Annotated in this window: 15 protein-coding genes and 1 riboswitch; of the genes, 13 read left to right on the top strand and 2 right to left on the bottom strand. The window is 72.4% G+C overall.

Annotated elements, in window-relative coordinates; translation table 11 throughout:
- The first annotated feature begins 18 nt into the window (after positions 1-18).
- Genes ACYVJE_RS03615 through ACYVJE_RS03590 form a run of 6 tightly spaced genes read left to right on the top strand, consistent with a single transcriptional unit; the run spans position 19 to position 5,953 of the window.
- The gene (locus tag ACYVJE_RS03615; RefSeq protein ID WP_461143254.1) at positions 19-954 is read left to right on the top strand and encodes an alpha/beta hydrolase; all 936 of its coding nucleotides are present in this window, start codon (positions 19-21) and stop codon (positions 952-954) included.
- An 11-nt stretch (positions 955-965) separates the two neighbouring features.
- Positions 966-1,604, top strand: coding sequence for an ABC transporter permease (locus ACYVJE_RS03610; RefSeq protein ID WP_461143253.1), 639 nt, complete (start codon positions 966-968; stop codon positions 1,602-1,604).
- 16 nt (positions 1,605-1,620) lie between these two features.
- Positions 1,621-2,787 (top strand): ABC transporter ATP-binding protein, encoded by a 1,167-nt coding sequence (locus tag ACYVJE_RS03605; RefSeq protein WP_461143252.1) that lies wholly within the window; start codon positions 1,621-1,623, stop codon positions 2,785-2,787.
- Between the two features lie 4 nt (positions 2,788-2,791).
- Complete coding sequence (locus tag ACYVJE_RS03600) at positions 2,792-3,595, top strand: ABC transporter permease (RefSeq protein WP_461143251.1); 804 nt, start codon at positions 2,792-2,794, stop codon at positions 3,593-3,595.
- A gap of 22 nt (positions 3,596-3,617) precedes the next feature.
- Complete coding sequence (locus ACYVJE_RS03595; RefSeq protein WP_461143250.1) at positions 3,618-4,628, top strand: glycine betaine ABC transporter substrate-binding protein; 1,011 nt, start codon at positions 3,618-3,620, stop codon at positions 4,626-4,628.
- A complete protein-coding gene (locus ACYVJE_RS03590) occupies positions 4,625-5,953 on the top strand; it encodes an MmgE/PrpD family protein (RefSeq protein ID WP_461143249.1) in 1,329 nt (442 codons plus the stop codon). Before ACYVJE_RS03595 ends, ACYVJE_RS03590 begins: the two co-directional genes overlap by 4 nt.
- Positions 5,954-6,148: 195 nt before the next feature.
- Here the strand turns inward: ACYVJE_RS03590 and ACYVJE_RS03585 are convergent, their stop codons facing one another.
- Positions 6,149-6,709: a GNAT family N-acetyltransferase gene (locus ACYVJE_RS03585; RefSeq protein ID WP_461143248.1), complete on the bottom strand. Its 561-nt coding sequence runs from the start codon at positions 6,707-6,709 to the stop codon at positions 6,149-6,151.
- Between the two features lie 227 nt (positions 6,710-6,936).
- A riboswitch (cobalamin riboswitch) is annotated at positions 6,937-7,066 on the top strand.
- A 185-nt stretch (positions 7,067-7,251) separates the two neighbouring features.
- Here ACYVJE_RS03585 and ACYVJE_RS03580 point away from each other — a divergent pair.
- From ACYVJE_RS03580 to ACYVJE_RS03550, 7 genes are read left to right on the top strand one after another with little or no spacing between them, the layout of a single operon-like run.
- On the top strand, positions 7,252-8,115 hold the full coding sequence (locus ACYVJE_RS03580) for a Rossmann-like domain-containing protein (protein ID WP_461143247.1): 864 nt from the start codon (positions 7,252-7,254) through the stop codon (positions 8,113-8,115).
- Complete coding sequence (locus ACYVJE_RS03575; RefSeq protein WP_461143246.1) at positions 8,112-9,236, top strand: PLP-dependent cysteine synthase family protein; 1,125 nt, start codon at positions 8,112-8,114, stop codon at positions 9,234-9,236. Before ACYVJE_RS03580 ends, ACYVJE_RS03575 begins: the two co-directional genes overlap by 4 nt.
- On the top strand, positions 9,233-10,513 hold the full coding sequence (locus tag ACYVJE_RS03570) for an MFS transporter (RefSeq protein ID WP_459159766.1): 1,281 nt from the start codon (positions 9,233-9,235) through the stop codon (positions 10,511-10,513). The genes ACYVJE_RS03575 and ACYVJE_RS03570 overlap by 4 nt, the downstream gene beginning before the upstream one ends.
- Positions 10,514-10,515: 2 nt before the next feature.
- Positions 10,516-12,057 (top strand): ABC transporter substrate-binding protein, encoded by a 1,542-nt coding sequence (locus tag ACYVJE_RS03565; protein ID WP_461143527.1) that lies wholly within the window; start codon positions 10,516-10,518, stop codon positions 12,055-12,057.
- Entirely contained in the window at positions 12,057-13,001 is a 945-nt protein-coding gene (locus ACYVJE_RS03560; protein WP_461143245.1) for an ABC transporter permease, read from the top strand. Before ACYVJE_RS03565 ends, ACYVJE_RS03560 begins: the two co-directional genes overlap by 1 nt.
- Before the next feature lies 1 nt (position 13,002).
- Positions 13,003-13,815, top strand: a complete 813-nt coding sequence (locus ACYVJE_RS03555) for an ABC transporter permease subunit (RefSeq protein ID WP_461143244.1) — start codon at positions 13,003-13,005, stop codon at positions 13,813-13,815.
- A complete protein-coding gene (locus tag ACYVJE_RS03550; RefSeq protein ID WP_461143243.1) occupies positions 13,812-15,401 on the top strand; it encodes an ABC transporter ATP-binding protein in 1,590 nt (529 codons plus the stop codon). Before ACYVJE_RS03555 ends, ACYVJE_RS03550 begins: the two co-directional genes overlap by 4 nt.
- Before the next feature lie 47 nt (positions 15,402-15,448).
- On the opposite strand, the gene ACYVJE_RS03545 is transcribed toward ACYVJE_RS03550, so the two are convergent.
- The gene (locus ACYVJE_RS03545; RefSeq protein WP_461143242.1) at positions 15,449-16,891 is read right to left on the bottom strand and encodes a YfcC family protein; all 1,443 of its coding nucleotides are present in this window, start codon (positions 16,889-16,891) and stop codon (positions 15,449-15,451) included.
- Positions 16,892-17,268: the final 377 nt, after the last annotated feature.

Below are 17,268 nucleotides of genomic sequence, written 5' to 3'. Positions count from 1 at the left end.
AACTCACCAGGAGGAATCGTGCGCTCACGCGCTCTGCCGTTCTTCAGCAGCGGTCTGCGGCTCGACGCCGACCTGCACCTGCCCGACGACGACGGGGCCGGCGCCCCGTACCCGGTGGTGATCCCCTCCTCCGGTTATCAGGGGCTCAAGGTCATCCACCCCGAGCGCTTCGCCCGCGCGCTGGCACCGCGCGGCTACGCGGTGCTGGCCTTCGACTACCGCGGTTTCGGTCTCAGCGAGGGCGAACGCGGCCGGCTCGTCCCGCAGGAGTGGGTGGAGGACCTCCGCGCCGCGGTGGACCGCGTCTCGGCCCTGCCGGAGATCGATGCCGACCGGGTCGGCCTGCTGGGCTGGGGCATGGGCGGCGGCGTCGTGGTGGCCGAGGCCGCCGAGGACCCCCGCATCGGGGCGGTGGTGTGCGCCAACGGCATCGGTGACGGCAATCGGTCGACCAGGGCGATGCACGACGACGACAGCTGGCGGCGCCTGCTGCAGCGCGTGGTCGCCGACCGCGCCCGGCGGACGGAACTGGGCCGGTCCGAAGTGGCCTCGCCGTGGGACATCGTGCGGTTGGACCTGGACACCGCCACCGACGGCTACGTGGGCGACGAGCTGTACCGCGCCCCGGGGTTCGGCTCCGGCGTGACGCTGGAATCCGCCGAGATGCTGCTGCGGTTCCGGCCCGAGGCGGTCGCCGACCAGCTCGCACCCCGTCCCCTGCTCATCGTGCACGGCGGCGAGAACGAGCTGCACAAGCCTGCGGAGGCGCACTCGCTGTACGCGCGCGCCGCCGAACCGAAGCGCCTGGAGATCCTCGAAGGTCGGGGCCACACGGAGTGGATGTTCGACGAGCACCCGGCTTTCCACGACCTGGTGGGCATGGTCGACTCCTTCCTCGCCGAGCCGCTCGGTTCCGTCGGTGCCGGACGAGCCCCGATGACCGCTCAGCCGTGAGGTGAGGCGCGATGCAGTTCCTCGAATACCTCGCCGGGAATTGGACGGAGGTGGCGGCGGCCACGCTCGACCACGCGGTGCTCGTGCTGCAGGGACTCGGCCTGGCGGTGCTGATCGGTGTTCCGCTGGCCGTCGCCACCTACCGCGCGGACCGGGCGCGGACCCTCGTCCTGGGGTTCACGTCCACGTTGTTGACCATTCCCTCCTACGCCCTGTTCGGGCTGCTCATCGCACCGCTCGGACTGGGCAGCGGCCCGTCGGTGGCCGCGTTGACCATGTACGCGCTGCTGCCGGTGATGCGCAACGCGGTGGTGGGGCTGCGGGAGGTCGACCCCGCTGTCGTCGAATCGGCCAAGGGGATGGGCATGAACCGGCTGCGCCGGCTCGTCTCGGTCGAGTTCCCGCTGGCCTGGCCCGTCGTGATCACGGGCCTGCGGGTGGCCGCGCAGTTGCTGCTGGGGATCGCGGCGATCGCCGCCGCGGTCAACGGCCCCGGGCTGGGCAACCTCATCCTCGACGGGTTGGCCAAGGCCGGCACGCCGTTCGCGATCTACCTGACGTTGGAGGGCATCGCCGGGATCGTCCTGCTCGCCGTGCTCTTCGACGCCCTGTTCGCCCTGTTGAACCGACTCACCACACCCCCTCGGTGACCGCCGGAGGCAACACATGACCCACACGACGCGCGCGAGCGGCGGCGAGCGGACCATGATCCGCCTGGAAGGCTTGACCAAGTCGTACCCTGGCCAGTCCGCGGCCGCGGTCGCGCACCTCGACCTGGACGTCCCCGCGGGGAGGATCGTGGTGTTCGTCGGGCCGTCGGGCTGCGGCAAGACCACCACGATGAAGCTGATCAACAGGCTGATCGAACCCACCTCGGGACGCATCCACCTGGACGGAACCGACGTCACCGAGGTGAATCCGGCCAAACTGCGCCGCACGATCGGCTACAGCATCCAGCAGACGGGGCTGTTCCCGCACCGCACGGTCGGCGACAACATCGCCACGGTGCCCAGGATGCTCGGCTGGCGCGCCGAGCGCGTCCGCGCACGCGTGGACGAACTGCTCGAACTGGTCGGCCTGGACCCGTCCCGCTACCGCGGTCGCTACCCCAAGCAGCTCTCCGGCGGGCAGCAGCAGCGCGTCGGCGTCGCGCGGGCCCTCGGCGGAGATCCGGCGGTGATGCTCATGGACGAACCGTTCGGCGCGATCGACCCGCTCAACCGCGAAGCGCTGCAGAACGAATTCCTGCGCATCCAGTCCGAGCTGCGCAAGACGATCGTGTTCGTCACCCACGACATCGACGAGGCGATCAAGATGGGCGACCGCATCGCCATCTTCCGCGAGGGCGGCACCGTCGCGCAGTACGACACCCCGGAGAACATCCTCGCCGAACCCGCCGACGCGTTCGTCGCCGACTTCCTCGGCGCGGGCGCGGCCGTCAAGCGGCTCTCGCTGACCCCCCTCGGATCCGTGCCGGTGCCGCGGTGGCCGGCGGTGCGGGAGGACATGAGCGGCGACGAGCAGGCCGCCCTGCTCCGGCAGCGCGACGAGGAGTTCCTGCCGGTGCTCGATTCGCACGGCCGCCCGACCGGTTGGCTGCCGCGCGCGGCGGGCGCGGACGACGCGGAGATCCCGCTGCTCTCCCCGCTCGGCCCGGCCGACACGCTGTTCCGAGCGCTCGACGCGATGCTGGCGAACAACTCCTCGGCGACGGTCGTCGTCGACGAGCGCGGTGCCTACCGCGGAGTGCTGGAGCTGGACTCGCTCCGCGAGCTGATGCACACCCGCGGCACCGGCGCGGCGAACACCCCGGACGAGTTGCAGGAGGTGTAGCGCGATGGCCGTTCTCACCCGCGACCCCACCGGCCGGCTCGCCCGCGGTGCACCGGCCGGGCTCGTGGCGGCGGGGCGCTACGCGGCGAGGCCGGTGGTCCTGGCAGCGGTGTTGACCGCGCTGTACGTCCACGTCTCGGCCCAGCCGCTGGACCTCATCGAGGCGCGCAGCCTCAACCCCGACTACATCCTCAGCAGGGTCGTCCAGCACCTGCTGCTGAGCGCCGCGGCGGCGAGCCTGATCCTCGTGATCGCGATCCCCGCCGGCGTGCTGCTCACGCGGTCCTGGAGCAGGTCGCTGGCCGCCCCGCTGCTGACCGTGGCCAACCTCGGCCAGGCGATACCCTCCATCGGACTGGTCGTGCTGCTCGCGGTGACCTTCCTCAGCCTGGGGGTCAACGAGATCGCGATCATCGCCTTCGTCGTCTACGGCATCCTCCCGGTGCTGCGCAACACGCTCGCCGGGTTGCAGCAGGTCGACTCCGCGGTGATCGAGTCGGCCCGCGGGATGGGCATGACGCGCACGGCGGTGCTGTGGAAGATCGAACTGCCGCTGGCCGTGCCCGTGATGCTGGCCGGCATTCGCACCGCCCTGGTCATCACCGTGGGAACGGTGGCGCTGGCGACGTTCGTCGGCGCCGGCGGGCTCGGCGACATCATCTCCAACGGCATCAACTCGAACCGGAACCTGGTGCTGGTCACCGGCAGCGCTCTGGTCGCTGTGCTGGCGCTGCTGATCGACTGGCTCGCCGGGATCGCCGAGGAGTTCCTGCACCCGCGGGGGATTCGGAGCGGCGATCATGACTAGCCGCGGATCAGGGAGGTTTCCCGTGCTGCGACCACCGCACCACCGACGGCTCCGCGCCGCGGGCGCGCTGCTGGGCCTCGTCGCCGTGCTCGTCAGCGGCTGCGCCGGCGTGAGCGGCGAGGGGAACGGCACCTCCACCGGAGCGGACCTGCGGGGAGGATCCATCGCGCGCGAGTACGACCTGCGCGGTGCTGAGTTCACGGTGGGTTCCAAGGAGTTCACCGAGCAGACCATCCTCGGGGAGATCATGAGCAACGCCCTGCGGGCGGCCGGTGCGCGCACGCAGGACCAGACCGGCCTGTCCGGATCGACGATCACCCGGCAGGCGCTGACCAACCGCGAGATCGACATGTACTGGGAGTACAGCGGCACCGCGTGGTCGCTGTACCTCGGCCACGACGACCCCGTCCCCGGCGAGCGCGCCCAGTACGAGGCCGTCAAGCGCGAGGACGAGCAGCGCAACGGCATCGCCTGGTTGGGGCCGGCGCGCTTCGGCAACAAGTACGCGATCGCTCGAGCCGCCGACGCGAGCGGTCCGGCCGGCCGCGTGGACGACCTCGAGCAGCTCGCCCGCTTGGCCGAGCGCCGTCCGGAGGAGGCCAGCATCTGCGGCGCGGCCGAGTTCCTGGACCGCGAGTTCGGGCCGATGCAGCAGACGTACGACTTCCGGATCCCTTCCAAGCACACCTACCAGAACGACTTCGCGCTGAACTTCGTCAACGCGGCCAAGGGCAGTCCGTGCAACTTCGCCGAGGTGTTCACCACCGACGCCCGCTTGAAGTCGCTGAACCTGGAGGTGCTCGACGACCCGCGAACGCACTTCGACACGCAGCTGGCCGCGCTGACCGTCCGGGAGGAAACGGTGCGGGAGCACCCGCAGATCCGCGAGCTCGCGCGGCGCATCGGCCAGGACCTGACCATGGACACCATGATCGAGCTCAACGGGATGGTGGACATGCGGGGCGCCACTCCGGAGGAGGCCGCGCTGCACTTCCTGCGCGAGCACGGCTACATCGGCGGTGATCGGCGATGACCGGGACGAACCCGGCGGCGGCGTTCGCCTGCGAGCTGCGCTTCGCCGACCTTCCCCCCGAGGTCGTCGAACGGGCGCGGTGGTGCTTGCTCGACTTGCTCGGCGTGGCCGCGGCGGGGGCGCGCACGCCGATGGCGCGGATCGCCCTGGAACACGCCGCCGCGGAGATGCCCGCTGGTGCGAGGTGGGCCGAGCTGTGGTTCGACGGTCGGCTGTCCTCCCCGGCGGGCGCGGCGTTCGCCAACGCCGCCGTGCTGGACAGCTTCGACGGGCACGACGGGCACGCGCTGACCAAGGGCCACGCGGGTGCGGCGGTGCTGCCCGCCGTGCTCGCCAGCACCGGTGCGCGCTCCGGGCGGGAGCTGATCACGGCTCTGGTCGTGGGCTACGAGATCGCCACCCGCGCCGGGATCGCGCTGCACGCGGCCACTTCCGAGTACCACGCCTCGGGCGGCTGGAACGCCCTCGGGTGCGCGGCCGTGGCAGCGCGCTCGCTCGGGATCGGTCCGGAGGAGAGCGGGCACGCCCTCGGCATCGCCGAGTACCACGCTCCCCGCAGTCCGATGATGCGCTGCGTCGACCGCCCCGCGATGGTCAAGGACGGTTCGGCGTGGGGCGCGCACGCGGGTGTGCACGCGGCGGTTCTGGCTGCCCGGGGGTTCACGGGTGCGCCCGCGGGCCTCGTCGAGCACGCCGAGCTCTGGGGCGACCTCGGGGTGCGGTGGCGCATCCGGGAGCAGTACTTCAAACCCCACCCGGTGTGCCGGTGGGCACATCCCGCCATCGAGGCGGTGCTCGGCCCGATGCGAGCGGCCGACGTCGGGTGCCGGGAGATCGCGCGGATCGACGTGCGCACTTTCGCGGCCGCTGCCCGGCTGGCCGCCCGGGAACCGGCGAGCACCGAGCAGGCGCAGTACAGCCTGCCGTTCGCCGTGGCCGCCGCGGCGGTGCACGGGCGGGTCGGCGCCGAACTGCTGGCGGCGCCGAGCGGGGCGGGGGCGGAGTTGCGGAGGCTGAGCCGGTCGCTGCGCGTGCAGGTCGCGCCCGAGTTCGAGCGGGTCTTCCCGGAGCAGCGCTGGGCCGAGGCGACTCTGGTGCTCCGCGACGGCCGCAGTCTCCGGTCCGGAGCGGTCTCGGCGCCGGGCGGTCCCGAATCACCGATGACGGGGCGGGAGATCACCGGCAAGTTCCGGAACCTGGCCGCACCCGTGCTGGGACGTGAGCGTGCGGAGCGGATCGCAACGCTCTCCGGGGAGATGGGCCGGCTGCCGGACGTGCCGGAGCGCTACGACGCGCTCCTCGCCGAGATCACCGGCCCGCTGTGAGGTAGTTCCCGGGGCTGCGGGCCCCCGGTGCGTGCTGCGGCTCGCGCTTCGCGAGCGCGCTCGGCCTGTCGGAGCACCGCCGACAACCCCGAGCGCGGGAACGTGCGACCGCAGTCGCGCTCACGCGTGGTGGTCGACGATGTCGAACTCCTCCCACCGCAACTCCTCCATCCACTGTGGTTCGCCGGAAGCGCTTCACACCGCGGCCGGGCGCACGGGGAGTTCGAAGTGGACGGACGGGCTGTGCCGGCCGTCCTGCCGCCCGTCGTGGATCTCCGTGGCCAGGCTGCGCCAGAACGGTTCCGCCCCGTCCACGGCCGGGTTCGTGTGCAGGTAGAGCGTGGTGTACTCGGGGGCCGCGGCGACGAATTCGCAGGCGAGGTCGACGAGCGCGCGGGCCAGGCCGTTCCTGCGGTGCTCGGGGCGGACGTAGGTGCGGAAGATCTGCGCCGTCTCCGCGGTGCCGTAGCGCTGGGCGATCCACTGTGGATGCGGTGGGCTCTTCGGCCCGTCCGAGCGCACGGATGCGGTTCCGACGACCTCGTCTTCCAGCGCGGCCACGAACAGGGCGTGGCCGGGCGTGCGGAAGTAGGTGTCCTCGAGGTGGATCACGTCGGCGTGCCAGCTGGGGACGTAACCGTGGCCGAGCACGTGGTAGAAGGTGTCGAGCATGAGCGTGCGCGCTCCCTCGACGTCGTGCAGGCGTGCGCGCCGCACGGTGTAGTCGCCGAGCGCTCGATCGCTTCCCCCGGGCATGTCCTGACTCCTCGAACGTCCGTTCCGATCCACGTGTCCGAGACTAATGCAACACGCTTGCAACAGCAAAATCGATGCTGAAAGCGCGAGATTCCGCGGGGAACAGCTGCTCATGCCGGGTTCGGCGGTGCGCGGGCGTTCCGGTGGCACCGGCGGGGAACCGCTCGGGCGGCTTGACATCCGGTGGGGCGGCTGCGTACTTCTGGATCACGTACTGCGACGGCGGCCAGGAAGCCGGTGCGAATCCGGCACGGTCCCGCCACTGTGAGTGGGGAGCTCCCCTCCACCCGCGGCCACTGCCGGAGAGCCCGGTGGGAAGGCCGGAGGGGCGGCGAGGATCCACGAGTCAGGACACTGACGCCGTCGCGCCGACTCGCAGCGGGGTCGCGGAGCCCCGAAGGAGGTACACAGGTGCGTCACGACACGTGCACCGCACGGCCGTCCCCGAACGACCCGCGTGCGGCGGTGGACCCGCAGGGCGCGTGAAAAGCCCCGGCACCGCTGGCAATCCCTCAACTCACGTGGATCGTACGGAGACGACTGTGCTTTCGACCGCTTCGGCCCCGGCCGGACGCAACGGAACCTCGCCGGACCTGCTGGCGCAGCGCGCGCTGGGCGGGCAGTTCGCGCGGGACCGCGACGACCTCCCGCAGTCCTTCAGCGCCTCGGTCGCGTTCCTGACCGCGCAGGGCTCGCAGCACTCCGGCAGGAGGAGCAGCTACGTCAACACGGTGCTCAGCATCCGCGTGCACGATGCCGTGGGCTCGTGCGCCGTGGAACCCGGTGAGCTCGGGGAGCGGGAGGTGCAGGAGATCGTCGGCTGCCGCGTCGACGCTCTGCTGTCCCACCCCGAACCCGCCGTGCGGGTGGCCGCGCTCGACGCGTACCTCACCTGCGTGCGACCGCACATCAGCGACCCGCGGAGGAGGACGGTGCGGCTGCCTCCGGGAGGTTCGCTGGAGAAGTCCACCGCCCGGGCCCGGGCGGTCGCGGAGCTCGTGCACGTGCCCGCGGGCGGGCGCGTCGCCGTGATCGGCGTGGTCAACTCGCTGCTGTCGGCGCTGCGCGAGCGCGGTGTCGACTACGTCGCCTGCGACCTCAGGGGCGGGCGAACCGAGTGGGACGAACCTGTGCTGCAGTGCCACCGGCAGGCGATCGGCCGAGCCCGGGCGGTCCTCGCCTCCGGGATGGTGCTCGGCAACGACACCTTCGACGAGATCGCCGGGCTGTGCCGCGACCGCGGTCTCGCCCTGACGATGTTCGCGCAGACCGGCAGCGCGGTCGCGCGGGAACTGCTCGGTTCCGGCGTCGACGCCCTGTCGGCGGAGCCGTACCCCTTCTTCTGGCTCACCGGCGATGCCACCGAGATCCACCTCTACTCGGCCGCGGGCGGTGGTCGGCCGTGACGCTGACGCACGCGGGCGCGAAGACCGGCGGCGCCAAGTGCCTCTCCCTGCTGGACCTGATCGGGAACACCCCCGCGGTGCGTGTGGACACTCCGCTGCCGCGCCGGCACCCGGGGTTCTGGGCCAAGTTGGAAGGACTCGCTCCCGGGAGCATGAAGGCCCGAGCGGCGTTGTCGATGCTGGACGGAGCGCGCCACCGGGGCGAGCTGCTGCCCGGAGCACCGGTCGTGGAATCCAGCAGCGGGACCCTGGCCGTGGGGCTGGCCTACGTCTGCGCGGCCCTGGGGCACCCGCTGATCATCGTCGCCGATGACGAGCTCGACGGGATGACGCGCGCGCTGCTGCGGGCGCACGGCGCGCGCGTGGAGGTCGTGCGCCAACCCCACCCGCGGGGTGGCTGGCAGCGGGCGCGGCGCGACCGGGTCCGCGAACTGGTGGACTCGCTTCCCGGCGCGTACTGGCCGGACCAGTACAACAACCCGGACAACCCCGCCGGTTACCGGGGGCTGGGGCTGGAGCTCGTGGACCAGTTCGACCGGTTGGACGCCGTGGTGTGCAGCGTCGGCACCGGTGGGCACAGCGCCGGCATCGCCGCGGTGCTGCGCGAGCACCGGCCCGAGGTGCGGATCGTGGGCGTGGACGCGCCGGCCTCGACCGTGTTCGGCCATCCCGCCGGAGAGCGGTTGATGCGGGGCTTGGGCAGCAGCATCCACCCGGGCGGCGTCGACTACCGCGCCTTCGACGAGGTCCACTGGGTGGGCGCGGCGCAGGCCGTCGACACGTGCCGCAGGCTGGCCGGGCACGCCTTCGTCACGGGCGGGTGGAGCACCGGCGCCGCCGCCACGGTCGCGGCCTGGTGCGCGCAGCAGGCCGGCCTGCACGAGGTGGTCGCGGTCTTCCCCGACGGTCCCCACCGCTACTGGGACACGATCTACGACGACGATTTCCGCGAGCGCAACGGATTGGACGGGCACAGCGCCGCGGAGCCGGTCGAGGTCGACGACCCGGCCGCCGCCGCACCGCTGGGGTGGAGCAGGTGCGGCACCATCACCGACCCCTGCCCCCGGCGGAGCTCGGCGCGCGAGCGCTGCGACGTGTGCGAAGAGGACGAGAACTCGTGAGAACAAGCGGATTCCGGATGCTGTCGTGGCCGGCGAGGCTGCTGGTGATCAACCAGTTCGGGATCACCCTGGGCTTCTACATGCTGCTGCCCTTCCTCGCCTCCTACATGACCGACGACCTCGGATACGGTGCCGCGCTGGTCGGTGTGGTGCTGGGGGTGCGGAACCTGAGCCAGCAGGGCATGTTCCTGCTCGGTGGAACCGCTGCGGACCGGTTGGGCTGCCGCCCGATGATCATCGCGGGCTGTGCGCTGCGCGTGCTGTCGTTCGGGTTGTTCGGCGTGCTGACCTCCCTGCCGGGGCTGGTCCTCGCCACGGTGCTCACCGGGCTGGCCGGGGCCCTGTTCAACCCCGCCGTGCGGACCTACCTGATGCACGAGGCCGGCGATCGGCGTGCCGAGGCCTTCGCGGTGTTCAACGTCTTCGGCCACGCCGGGACGTTCGCGGGTCCCCTGCTCGGAGCCGCGCTGCTGGCGACCGATTTCCGCGCCGTCGCGCTGCTGGCCTGCGCGGTGTTCGCGGTGCTGACGGTCCTGCAGTGGTTCGTCCTGCCCGCCCGGCCGATCGAAGCGCAGCGCACGAGCGTGCTCGGCAGCTGGCGCGAGGTGGTGGCCAATCGGCGCTTCGTCGCGTTCACCCTGGCGCTGTCGGCCTACTTCGGGCTGTACAACCAGCTCTACCTCGCCCTGCCGCTGGAGGCGCAGCGCGTGTCCGGGTTCGCCGGTGCGACGGCCGGCGTGTTCGCCGTGTCCACGGTGATCGGCGTGTTCGGGCAGGTGCGCATCACCGACTGGTGCCGCCGGAGGTTCAGCCCCGGCAGGTGCGTGGTGCTGGGGCTGGCCGCCATGGGCCTGTCGTTCGTGCCGCTGATGATCAGCAGCCCGCTGCTGCCGACGCAGCAGCCCACCGCACCCGGCCTCACGACGGTGGTGGCGTGCCTGCCACTGCTGCTGACCACGGTCGTGTTCACGGTGGGCATGGCCGTGACCAACCCCTTCGCGATGGAGCTGCTCCCCGTCGTGGGCAGCCAGCGCCTGGCGGGGACCTACTACGGCTTCTACTACCTCGTCTCCAGCCTGATCGCCGCCGGGGTGAGCTGGGTGAGCGGCACGCTGCTGGACGGCGCCCGGGGAACGCACCTCGGATGGGGTCCCTGGGCAGCGCTGCTGCTGGTCGGTCTGGCCGGTTCGGCCGGGGCAGCGCGCATGCACCGCCGGGGACTGCTCACCGCGGACGAGCCCGAGCAGTCCGCCGCACCGACCGGAAGGAGCACGTGATCATGGCCGCGCACGGCAACGGCGGGCCGTGGAACCGACGGCGCCTGCTGACCACGGCGTTGGGGGCCGCCGCGGCAGTCCCGCTCGCCGGCTGCGGCCCCGGCGGTCCGGGTGGGGCGGGGGAGCGCATCCGCGCCGGATTCCCCACGGCCGGGGCGACCGAGTCCCTCGACCCCCACACCAGCTCGATGTTCGTCGACCAGGCCCGCGCGAAGGCCCTGTTCGACCGGCTCGTCGGCTACGACGACGACATGCGCCTCGTGCCGCGGCTCGCCGAGTCGTGGGAGCCGGACGCCACCGGCCGCCGGTGGCGGGTCCGGCTGCGCCGCGCCCGCTTCCACGACGGCCGGCCGGTCACCGCCGCCGATGTGCTCTACAGCTACCGGCGCATCGCCGATCCCGCCACCGCATCCCCGGCCCGTTCGGGATTCCGCGGCGTGGATTTCACCGCGAGCCGGGATTCCTCGCAGCGTGAGCTCGAACTGGTGCTGCACGAACCGAACTTCGAGTTCCCCGTCGCCTGGGGCGGACCGGCGGCCGAGATCGTGCCGGAGGGGAGCACCGACTTCTCCGCACCGATCGGCTCCGGACCGTTCCGCCTGCGCTCCTTCGAGCCGAACTCCTCGGCGGTGCTCACCGCCTTCAGCGGGCACTGGACGGGCGAACCCGCACCGGCCGAGCTGGAGTTCGTCTCCCTCGACGAGGAGAGCGCCCGCGTCAACGCCCTGCTGTCCGGCCAGATCCACTACGCCCCCGACGTCACCGCGAACTCGGCGACCCTGCTGGAACGGGACCGGCGCACCGGTGTCCTCGCCGCACCCGGTGCCACGATGCAGGCCGTGTCCCTCAAGGTCGACCGACCCCCGTTCTCCGACCGCCGCCTCGTGCGGGCGATCCAGCTGGGCGTGGACCGGCGGCAGCTGGTCGAGACCGTCCTGAGCGGACGGGGCGAGCTGGGCGACGACCTCTTCGGCAGAGGACTGCAGTACTACCCGCAGGGCCTCCGGCAGCGCCACCACGACCCGCAGCGCGCCCGCGCGCTGCTGCGCGCGGGCGGGATGCGGAATCCGGCGTTCCCGCTCGACACGAGCACGGCAGACCCGTACTTCCAGCGCGCGGCGACGCTGATCTCCGAGCAGCTCGGAGGGATCGGCGTCGAGGCCGCGCCCCGGCAGCGGTCCGCGGAGGCGTACTACTCCGAGATCACCGAGCACGGCGTGGCGGCCCACGTCCGCACCGCCGCGCTGCCGATCGTGACCTACCTGGCGGAGCGCGTGCTCAGCGGCGGCACGGAGAGCAGCTACACCGGCTACGCCTCCCCGGAGTTCGACGCGGTGTTCCGGCGCGCGCTGCGCACGGCCGACGAGGCCGAGCGCGCCCGCCTGCTCGGCGAAGCGCAGCGGCGGGCCCGCGACGACAGCGGAATGCTGGTCTGGGGGTTCAGCGACTACAACGTCGGCGTCTCCAGCGCGCTGCGCGGGATGCGCGCCGCGCCGCCGAACTCCCTGGACTGGGCCCGCTTCGACCGGGCGCACCTGAGCTGATGCCCGGGTACGTGACCGGGCGCCTGCTCACCGCCGGTGCGCAGACGCTCGCGGTGCTGGTCGTGGTCTTCGCGCTGACCTCCCTGCTGCCCGGGGACACCGCCGCGGTGATCCTCGACGAGCACGCCGACGCGGAGCAGGTGGCCGCGCTGCGCGAACAGCTCGGCCTGGACCGCCCGCCGCCCGTCCGGTTCCTGCACTGGATCGGCGCGCTGCTGCGCGGGGACCTCGGAACGTCGCTGCTGACCGGAACACCGGTGGCCGAGCAGCTCGCCCGCGACGCCGCCACCACCGCGCTGCTGACGATCCCGGCACTGGTGATCGTGCTTCCGCTCGCGCTGGTGATCGGAGTCCGCAGCGGACTGCGGGAGGGTTCGCGCGCGGACCGCGCGCTGAACTCCGCGACGGTGCTGCTGACCTCCGTGCCGGAGTTCGCGCTCGGGCTCGTGCTGGTCGGGCTGCTGGCGGTCCGGTGGGGATGGTTGCCCGCGACGGCGGCCGGGCTGTCCGGGTGGTCGCTGCTGTCCGATCCGGCCGTGCTGGTGCTGCCGGTGGCGGTCCTGGCGGCCAAGCACCTCTGCGCGCTGTCGCGGCAGGTGCGCATCGGCGTCGCCGAGTGCTCGCGCGCCGAGTACGCGGTCCACGCGCGCCTGCTGGGCCTGCCCGAGCGGAGGGTGGTGCTCGGGCACGTGCTGCCGAACGCGCTCGTCCCCGCGGTCCAGCAGCTCGCCCGCACCGTCGACGGGCTCCTCGGCGGGGTGGTCGTCGTCGAGGCGCTGTTCGCCCTGCCGGGCATGGGGTCCGGATTCCTCGAGGCCGTCCGGGCGCGGGACCTGCCCGCCGTGCAGGGTTACGCCCTGGTCTTCGCCCTGACGACGGTGCTCGTCAACCTGCTCGCCGATCTCGCCGCGCACCGGCTGGTGCCGCAACGGGAGGTGTTGTGACGTGCGGCGCCCACCCAGGCCCGGCATCGCAGGCGTGCTCGGGCGGATCCTGCTGGCGGTGCCGCTCGCCGCGGCCTCCGCGGGGCCGCTGGTGGCCGGCCCCACCGGCTCCGCCGCGCACCCCTTGCTCCCCCCGAGCACCGCTCACCCCCTCGGCACGGATGTTCTCGGGCGCGACGTGCTCGCCCTGGCGCTGACCGGGGGAACCTCCGTGCTGAGCCTCGCCGGGCTGGCCCTGCTGCTGTCCTACGCCGTCGGAGCGCCGCTGGCCCTCGTCGCAGCGGGCTGGGGGAGTCGTTGGCTCGACGAGGCCGTGCTGCGCCTGCTGGACCTGCTGCTCGCGCTGCCCGGGCTCCTGGTTCTGCTGGTGCTGGCCGCGGGTGGGACGAGCGGAGCGGCGGCCGTCGTGGTCGCCGTGGCGGTGCTGCAGCTGCCGGGGGTCGTGCGCCTGGTGCGCAGCGCCGCGCTCGCACCGGGGTGCCGCACCGCCGTGGAGGCCATGAGCATGCAGGGCGAACCGTGGTGGCGGGTCCACATCGGATACGTGGGGCGCTCGGTGCTCGGTCCGGTCGCGGTGGATGCGGGCAGCCGCCTGAGCGCGGTGCTCTACCTGATCGCCTCGGCCAACTTCCTCGGCATCGGGATGACGTCGGCGGCCAGCGACTGGGCGGTGCTCGTCGAGCGCAACCGGGAGGCGCTGTTCCTGCAGCCGCTGGCGGTCGTGGTCCCGGCGGCCCTGCTGGTGTCCCTGTGCACGGGCCTCAACCTCGTCGTCGACCGCGTCCTGGCGAGCAGGGAGGTGGTGACGGCATGAGCGCACCGGTGCTCGCGGCGCGCGACCTCAGCGCCAGCGCCGGGTCGCACCGGCTCCTCGACGGCGTCGACCTCGACGTGCGCGCGGGGCGGGTCCTCGTCGTGCTCGGCGAGTCGGGGAGCGGCAAGACCACGCTCGGCCTCGCCCTGCAGGGGGAGCCGCCGCGCGGTACCGCCCTGGTGGGGAGCGCCCGCCTGCGCGGGACCGAGCTGCTCGGAATCGCCACGTCCGCGCGCCGCGCGGCCCGCGCAGGCGTCCTCGGCTACCTGCCGCAGCACCCCGCCGCCGCGCTCGATCCGGCCCGCCGCGTGGGGAAGGTGCTGGCGGAGCTGGCCGCTCTCCGGCACCGGCAGCGCGCGGCGCGGCGGGAGGCGATCCAGCAGGCGCTGCAGGCGGCGCGGTTGCCGGCCGGGGAGCAGGTGCTCCGCCGCTACCCGCACCAGCTCTCCGGGGGGCAGCAGCAGCGGGCGGCGCTCGCCCAGGTGCTGATCACCGATCCCGAGGTCGTCGTCCTCGACGAACCCACCACCGGTCTGGACACGGCGGCGAAGGCGCGCACGGCCGACGCGCTCGCCGCTCTCGCCGCTGGCGGCACGGCACTGGTGGTGCTCACCCACGAGCTGGGCCTCGCGCGGGAACTGGCGCACGAGGTGCTGGTGCTGCAGCGCGGACGCGCGGTCGAGCACGGTCCGGCAGCGCGCCTGCTCCGCGCCCCGGAGCACGAGCACAGCCGTGCTCTGCTGGCCGCGGAACCGCGCTTGCCGGAACCCTCCGCGGCGGGCGCTCCGCGGGAGGTCCCCGCGGCGGACCAGGAGGAGGTGCCGGTGCTCACCGCGGAGGGACTCGGGAAGACGTCGCGAGGCGGGGCCCGGGTGCTGGCGGAGGTGGATCTCTCCGTGCAGCGCGGCCGGCACGTCGCGATCGCGGGGCCCTCGGGAGCGGGCAAGAGCACCCTGGGGCGGTGCCTGGCGGGGCTGACCTCCGCGGACGCCGGCCGGCTCCGCCTGCACGGCTCTCCGCTGCCCGCCGCGGCGCGGCGACGCACCGCGGACCAGCGGCGGAGGGTCCAGTACGTGCACCAGGACGCGCGTTCGTCCTTCGACGAGCACCGCCCGGTGCTCGACCAGGTCGCCAGGACGGCGCGTCTGCTGCTGCGGTTCTCCGCGGACGAGTCCCGTCGTGCAGCGCTGGCGATGCTCGCCTCGCTGGGGCTGCACGCGCCCCACGTCGAGCGACGGCCGGACGGGCTGTCCGGCGGGCAGCTGCGGCGCGCGGCCCTGGCCCGGTCGCTGCTGGCCCACCCGGACGTCCTCGTCTGCGACGAGATCACCGCATCGCTCGACGCGGTCACCCGGGCGGAGCTGCTCGACGTCCTCGCGCGGACGGCGGCCTCCACGGGCACGAGCCTGGTCGTGATCAGCCACGACTTCGCGGCGCTGTCGAGCATCGCCGAGGAGGTGCACGTCCTCGAGCGCGGCAGGTGCGTCGAGACCGCGGCGACGGGGGCGCTGCTGGCGCGTCCGCGGTCCGCGGCAGCGGTGGAGCTGGTCGCGGCCGCCTCCCGGAACGCGGGAGCCGCCAGGTGAGGACCGCCCGCTCGCAGCGCGGTCCGCGGCGACGAGCTCTCACCGCCTCACCCGCTCCAGAGGGTCGCCTGGGCGTAGATGGTGAATCCCGCGGCGATGAGGATCCACATCGCGAACAGCGGGAGGAAGAAGCGGACCCACTTGTCCCACCGGACTCCGGCCAGGGCGAGCGCGGCCATGAAGTAGCCCGACGTCGGGTAGAGGATGTTGCCGAGCCCGTCGCCGAGCTGGTAGGCGAGCACGGCGGTTTGGCGCGTCACACCGAGCACATCGGACAGCGGCGCCATGATGGGCATGGTGACCAGGGCTTGGCCGCTGCCGGAGGGCACGAGGAAGTTGAACCCGAGTTGCGCGAGGAACATGCCGACGGCCGAGAGGACGCCGGGGAAACCGCCCACCAGCTCGCCCAGGCCGTGCACGAGCGTGTCCATGATCCGGCCTTCTTCGAGCACGACGGCGACGGCGCGGGCCACGCCCACGATCATCGCGCCGACCAGCACCTGGCTGAGGCCCTTGTTGAATGCCTCGCAGATCTGGGTCGCGGTCAGACCCGCGATCACACCGGCCGCGATGCCGATGATGATGAACAGCCCGGACATCTCGACCATGAACCAGCCCCGGGCGAGCACGCCCCACACGAGCACGCCGAACAGGGCGAGCGCGGCCAGGCCCGCCGCCTTCTGCCGCGGGCTGAAGGTCCGTGCGCTTTCGGTCAGGGAGTGCTGGTAGAGGCGTTGCTTCTCGGTTTCCTCGGCCTCTCCGTGCACCAGGCTCCGCTCGGGGGAGGCCCGGACCTTCGACGCGTAGCGCATGACGTGGGCGATGGCGGTGCCGAGGAGCAGGACCAGGACGATCAGCCGCAGCGGGATGCCGGAGAACACCGGAACACCGGCGATCTTCTGCCCCAGGCCGGTGTTGATCGGGTTCAGCACCCCCGCTGTGAACCCCGCGGAGGTCGCGCACAGCGCCACGGCGGCGGCGGTCATCGAGTCGAACCCCAGCGCGATCATCAGCGGCAGGATGACCGGCACGTACACCAGTGCCAGTTCCTGGGTTCCGATGAGGCTGGCGACGACGGCGAACAGCACCATGAGCACCGGGATGACGAGGACGCGCCGCTCGGCGAAACGGCGGGTCAGCTTGTCCACGGCGGTTTCGATGATCCCGGTTTCGCGGATCACCATGAACATGCCGCCGATGATGAAGGTGAAGAACACGACTTCGGCGGCCGCGATGAATCCGTTGGGGACGGCCGTCATGAACCCGACCAGACCCACCGGGTCCGACTCGATGAGGCGGAAGGAATCGGGGTCGATGGCGGTCTTCCCGTCGGGACCCGGAACCCGGTCGTAGTGCCCGGCGGGGACGAAGTGGGTGGTGATGGCGGCGAGTGCGCTGAAGGCGAAGAGGATGACGTAGATGTGCGGCATCCGGAACGACTTCTTCGCCTTCCGCGGCGCGGCGGCCGCGGTCTCGCTTCCCTCGTGCACGGCTGTCCCTTCCTTCGAGCAGGGGTCCGGCGACCGACTCGCCTGCAAAGAATCCACGATGCGGAAGGCGGGTTCCGCAGTTCAGACCGAAGTCTGGGCCCGGCCGGTTGCGCAGTCAAGCAGGCATATTCGACAAATATTCATCATTCGCCCCCTGCGGGGCCGCCACCAGGCCTCTCAACAAGTTGTTGAGGACAGATTGGAAGTCGTCCATTCTGCACGGGGCGACCCTCCTTCGTGGAGCTGTTTCCGTGTACAGGGGACGGTCGCTCCGGTGGCGCCCGGCGCGCGGAACCGCGGTTCATCACGCACCGTGTCCGCCGGTGCGGGTTTCGTCCCGCGCTCGTGCTGCCCTAGCATGTGGATGATCATGAGGG

Source organism: Salinifilum aidingensis (assembly GCF_054782015.1).
This window is presented reverse-complemented; position numbering and strand designations above follow the sequence as displayed.

Bases quoted from the DNA above. Each gene is read 5' to 3' on its own strand.
- ACYVJE_RS03610 (WP_461143253.1), top strand. From the start codon at position 966: ATGCAGTTCCTCGAATACCTCGCCGGGAATTGGACGGAGGTGGCGGCG.
- ACYVJE_RS03605 (WP_461143252.1), top strand. From the start codon at position 1,621: ATGACCCACACGACGCGCGCGAGCGGCGGCGAGCGGACCATGATCCGC.
- ACYVJE_RS03600 (WP_461143251.1), top strand. From the start codon at position 2,792: ATGGCCGTTCTCACCCGCGACCCCACCGGCCGGCTCGCCCGCGGTGCA.
- ACYVJE_RS03590 (WP_461143249.1), top strand. From the start codon at position 4,625: ATGACCGGGACGAACCCGGCGGCGGCGTTCGCCTGCGAGCTGCGCTTC.
- ACYVJE_RS03585 (WP_461143248.1), bottom strand. From the start codon at position 6,709: ATGCCCGGGGGAAGCGATCGAGCGCTCGGCGACTACACCGTGCGGCGC.
- ACYVJE_RS03565 (WP_461143527.1), top strand. From the start codon at position 10,516: ATGGCCGCGCACGGCAACGGCGGGCCGTGGAACCGACGGCGCCTGCTG.
- ACYVJE_RS03560 (WP_461143245.1), top strand. From the start codon at position 12,057: ATGCCCGGGTACGTGACCGGGCGCCTGCTCACCGCCGGTGCGCAGACG.
- ACYVJE_RS03550 (WP_461143243.1), top strand. From the start codon at position 13,812: ATGAGCGCACCGGTGCTCGCGGCGCGCGACCTCAGCGCCAGCGCCGGG.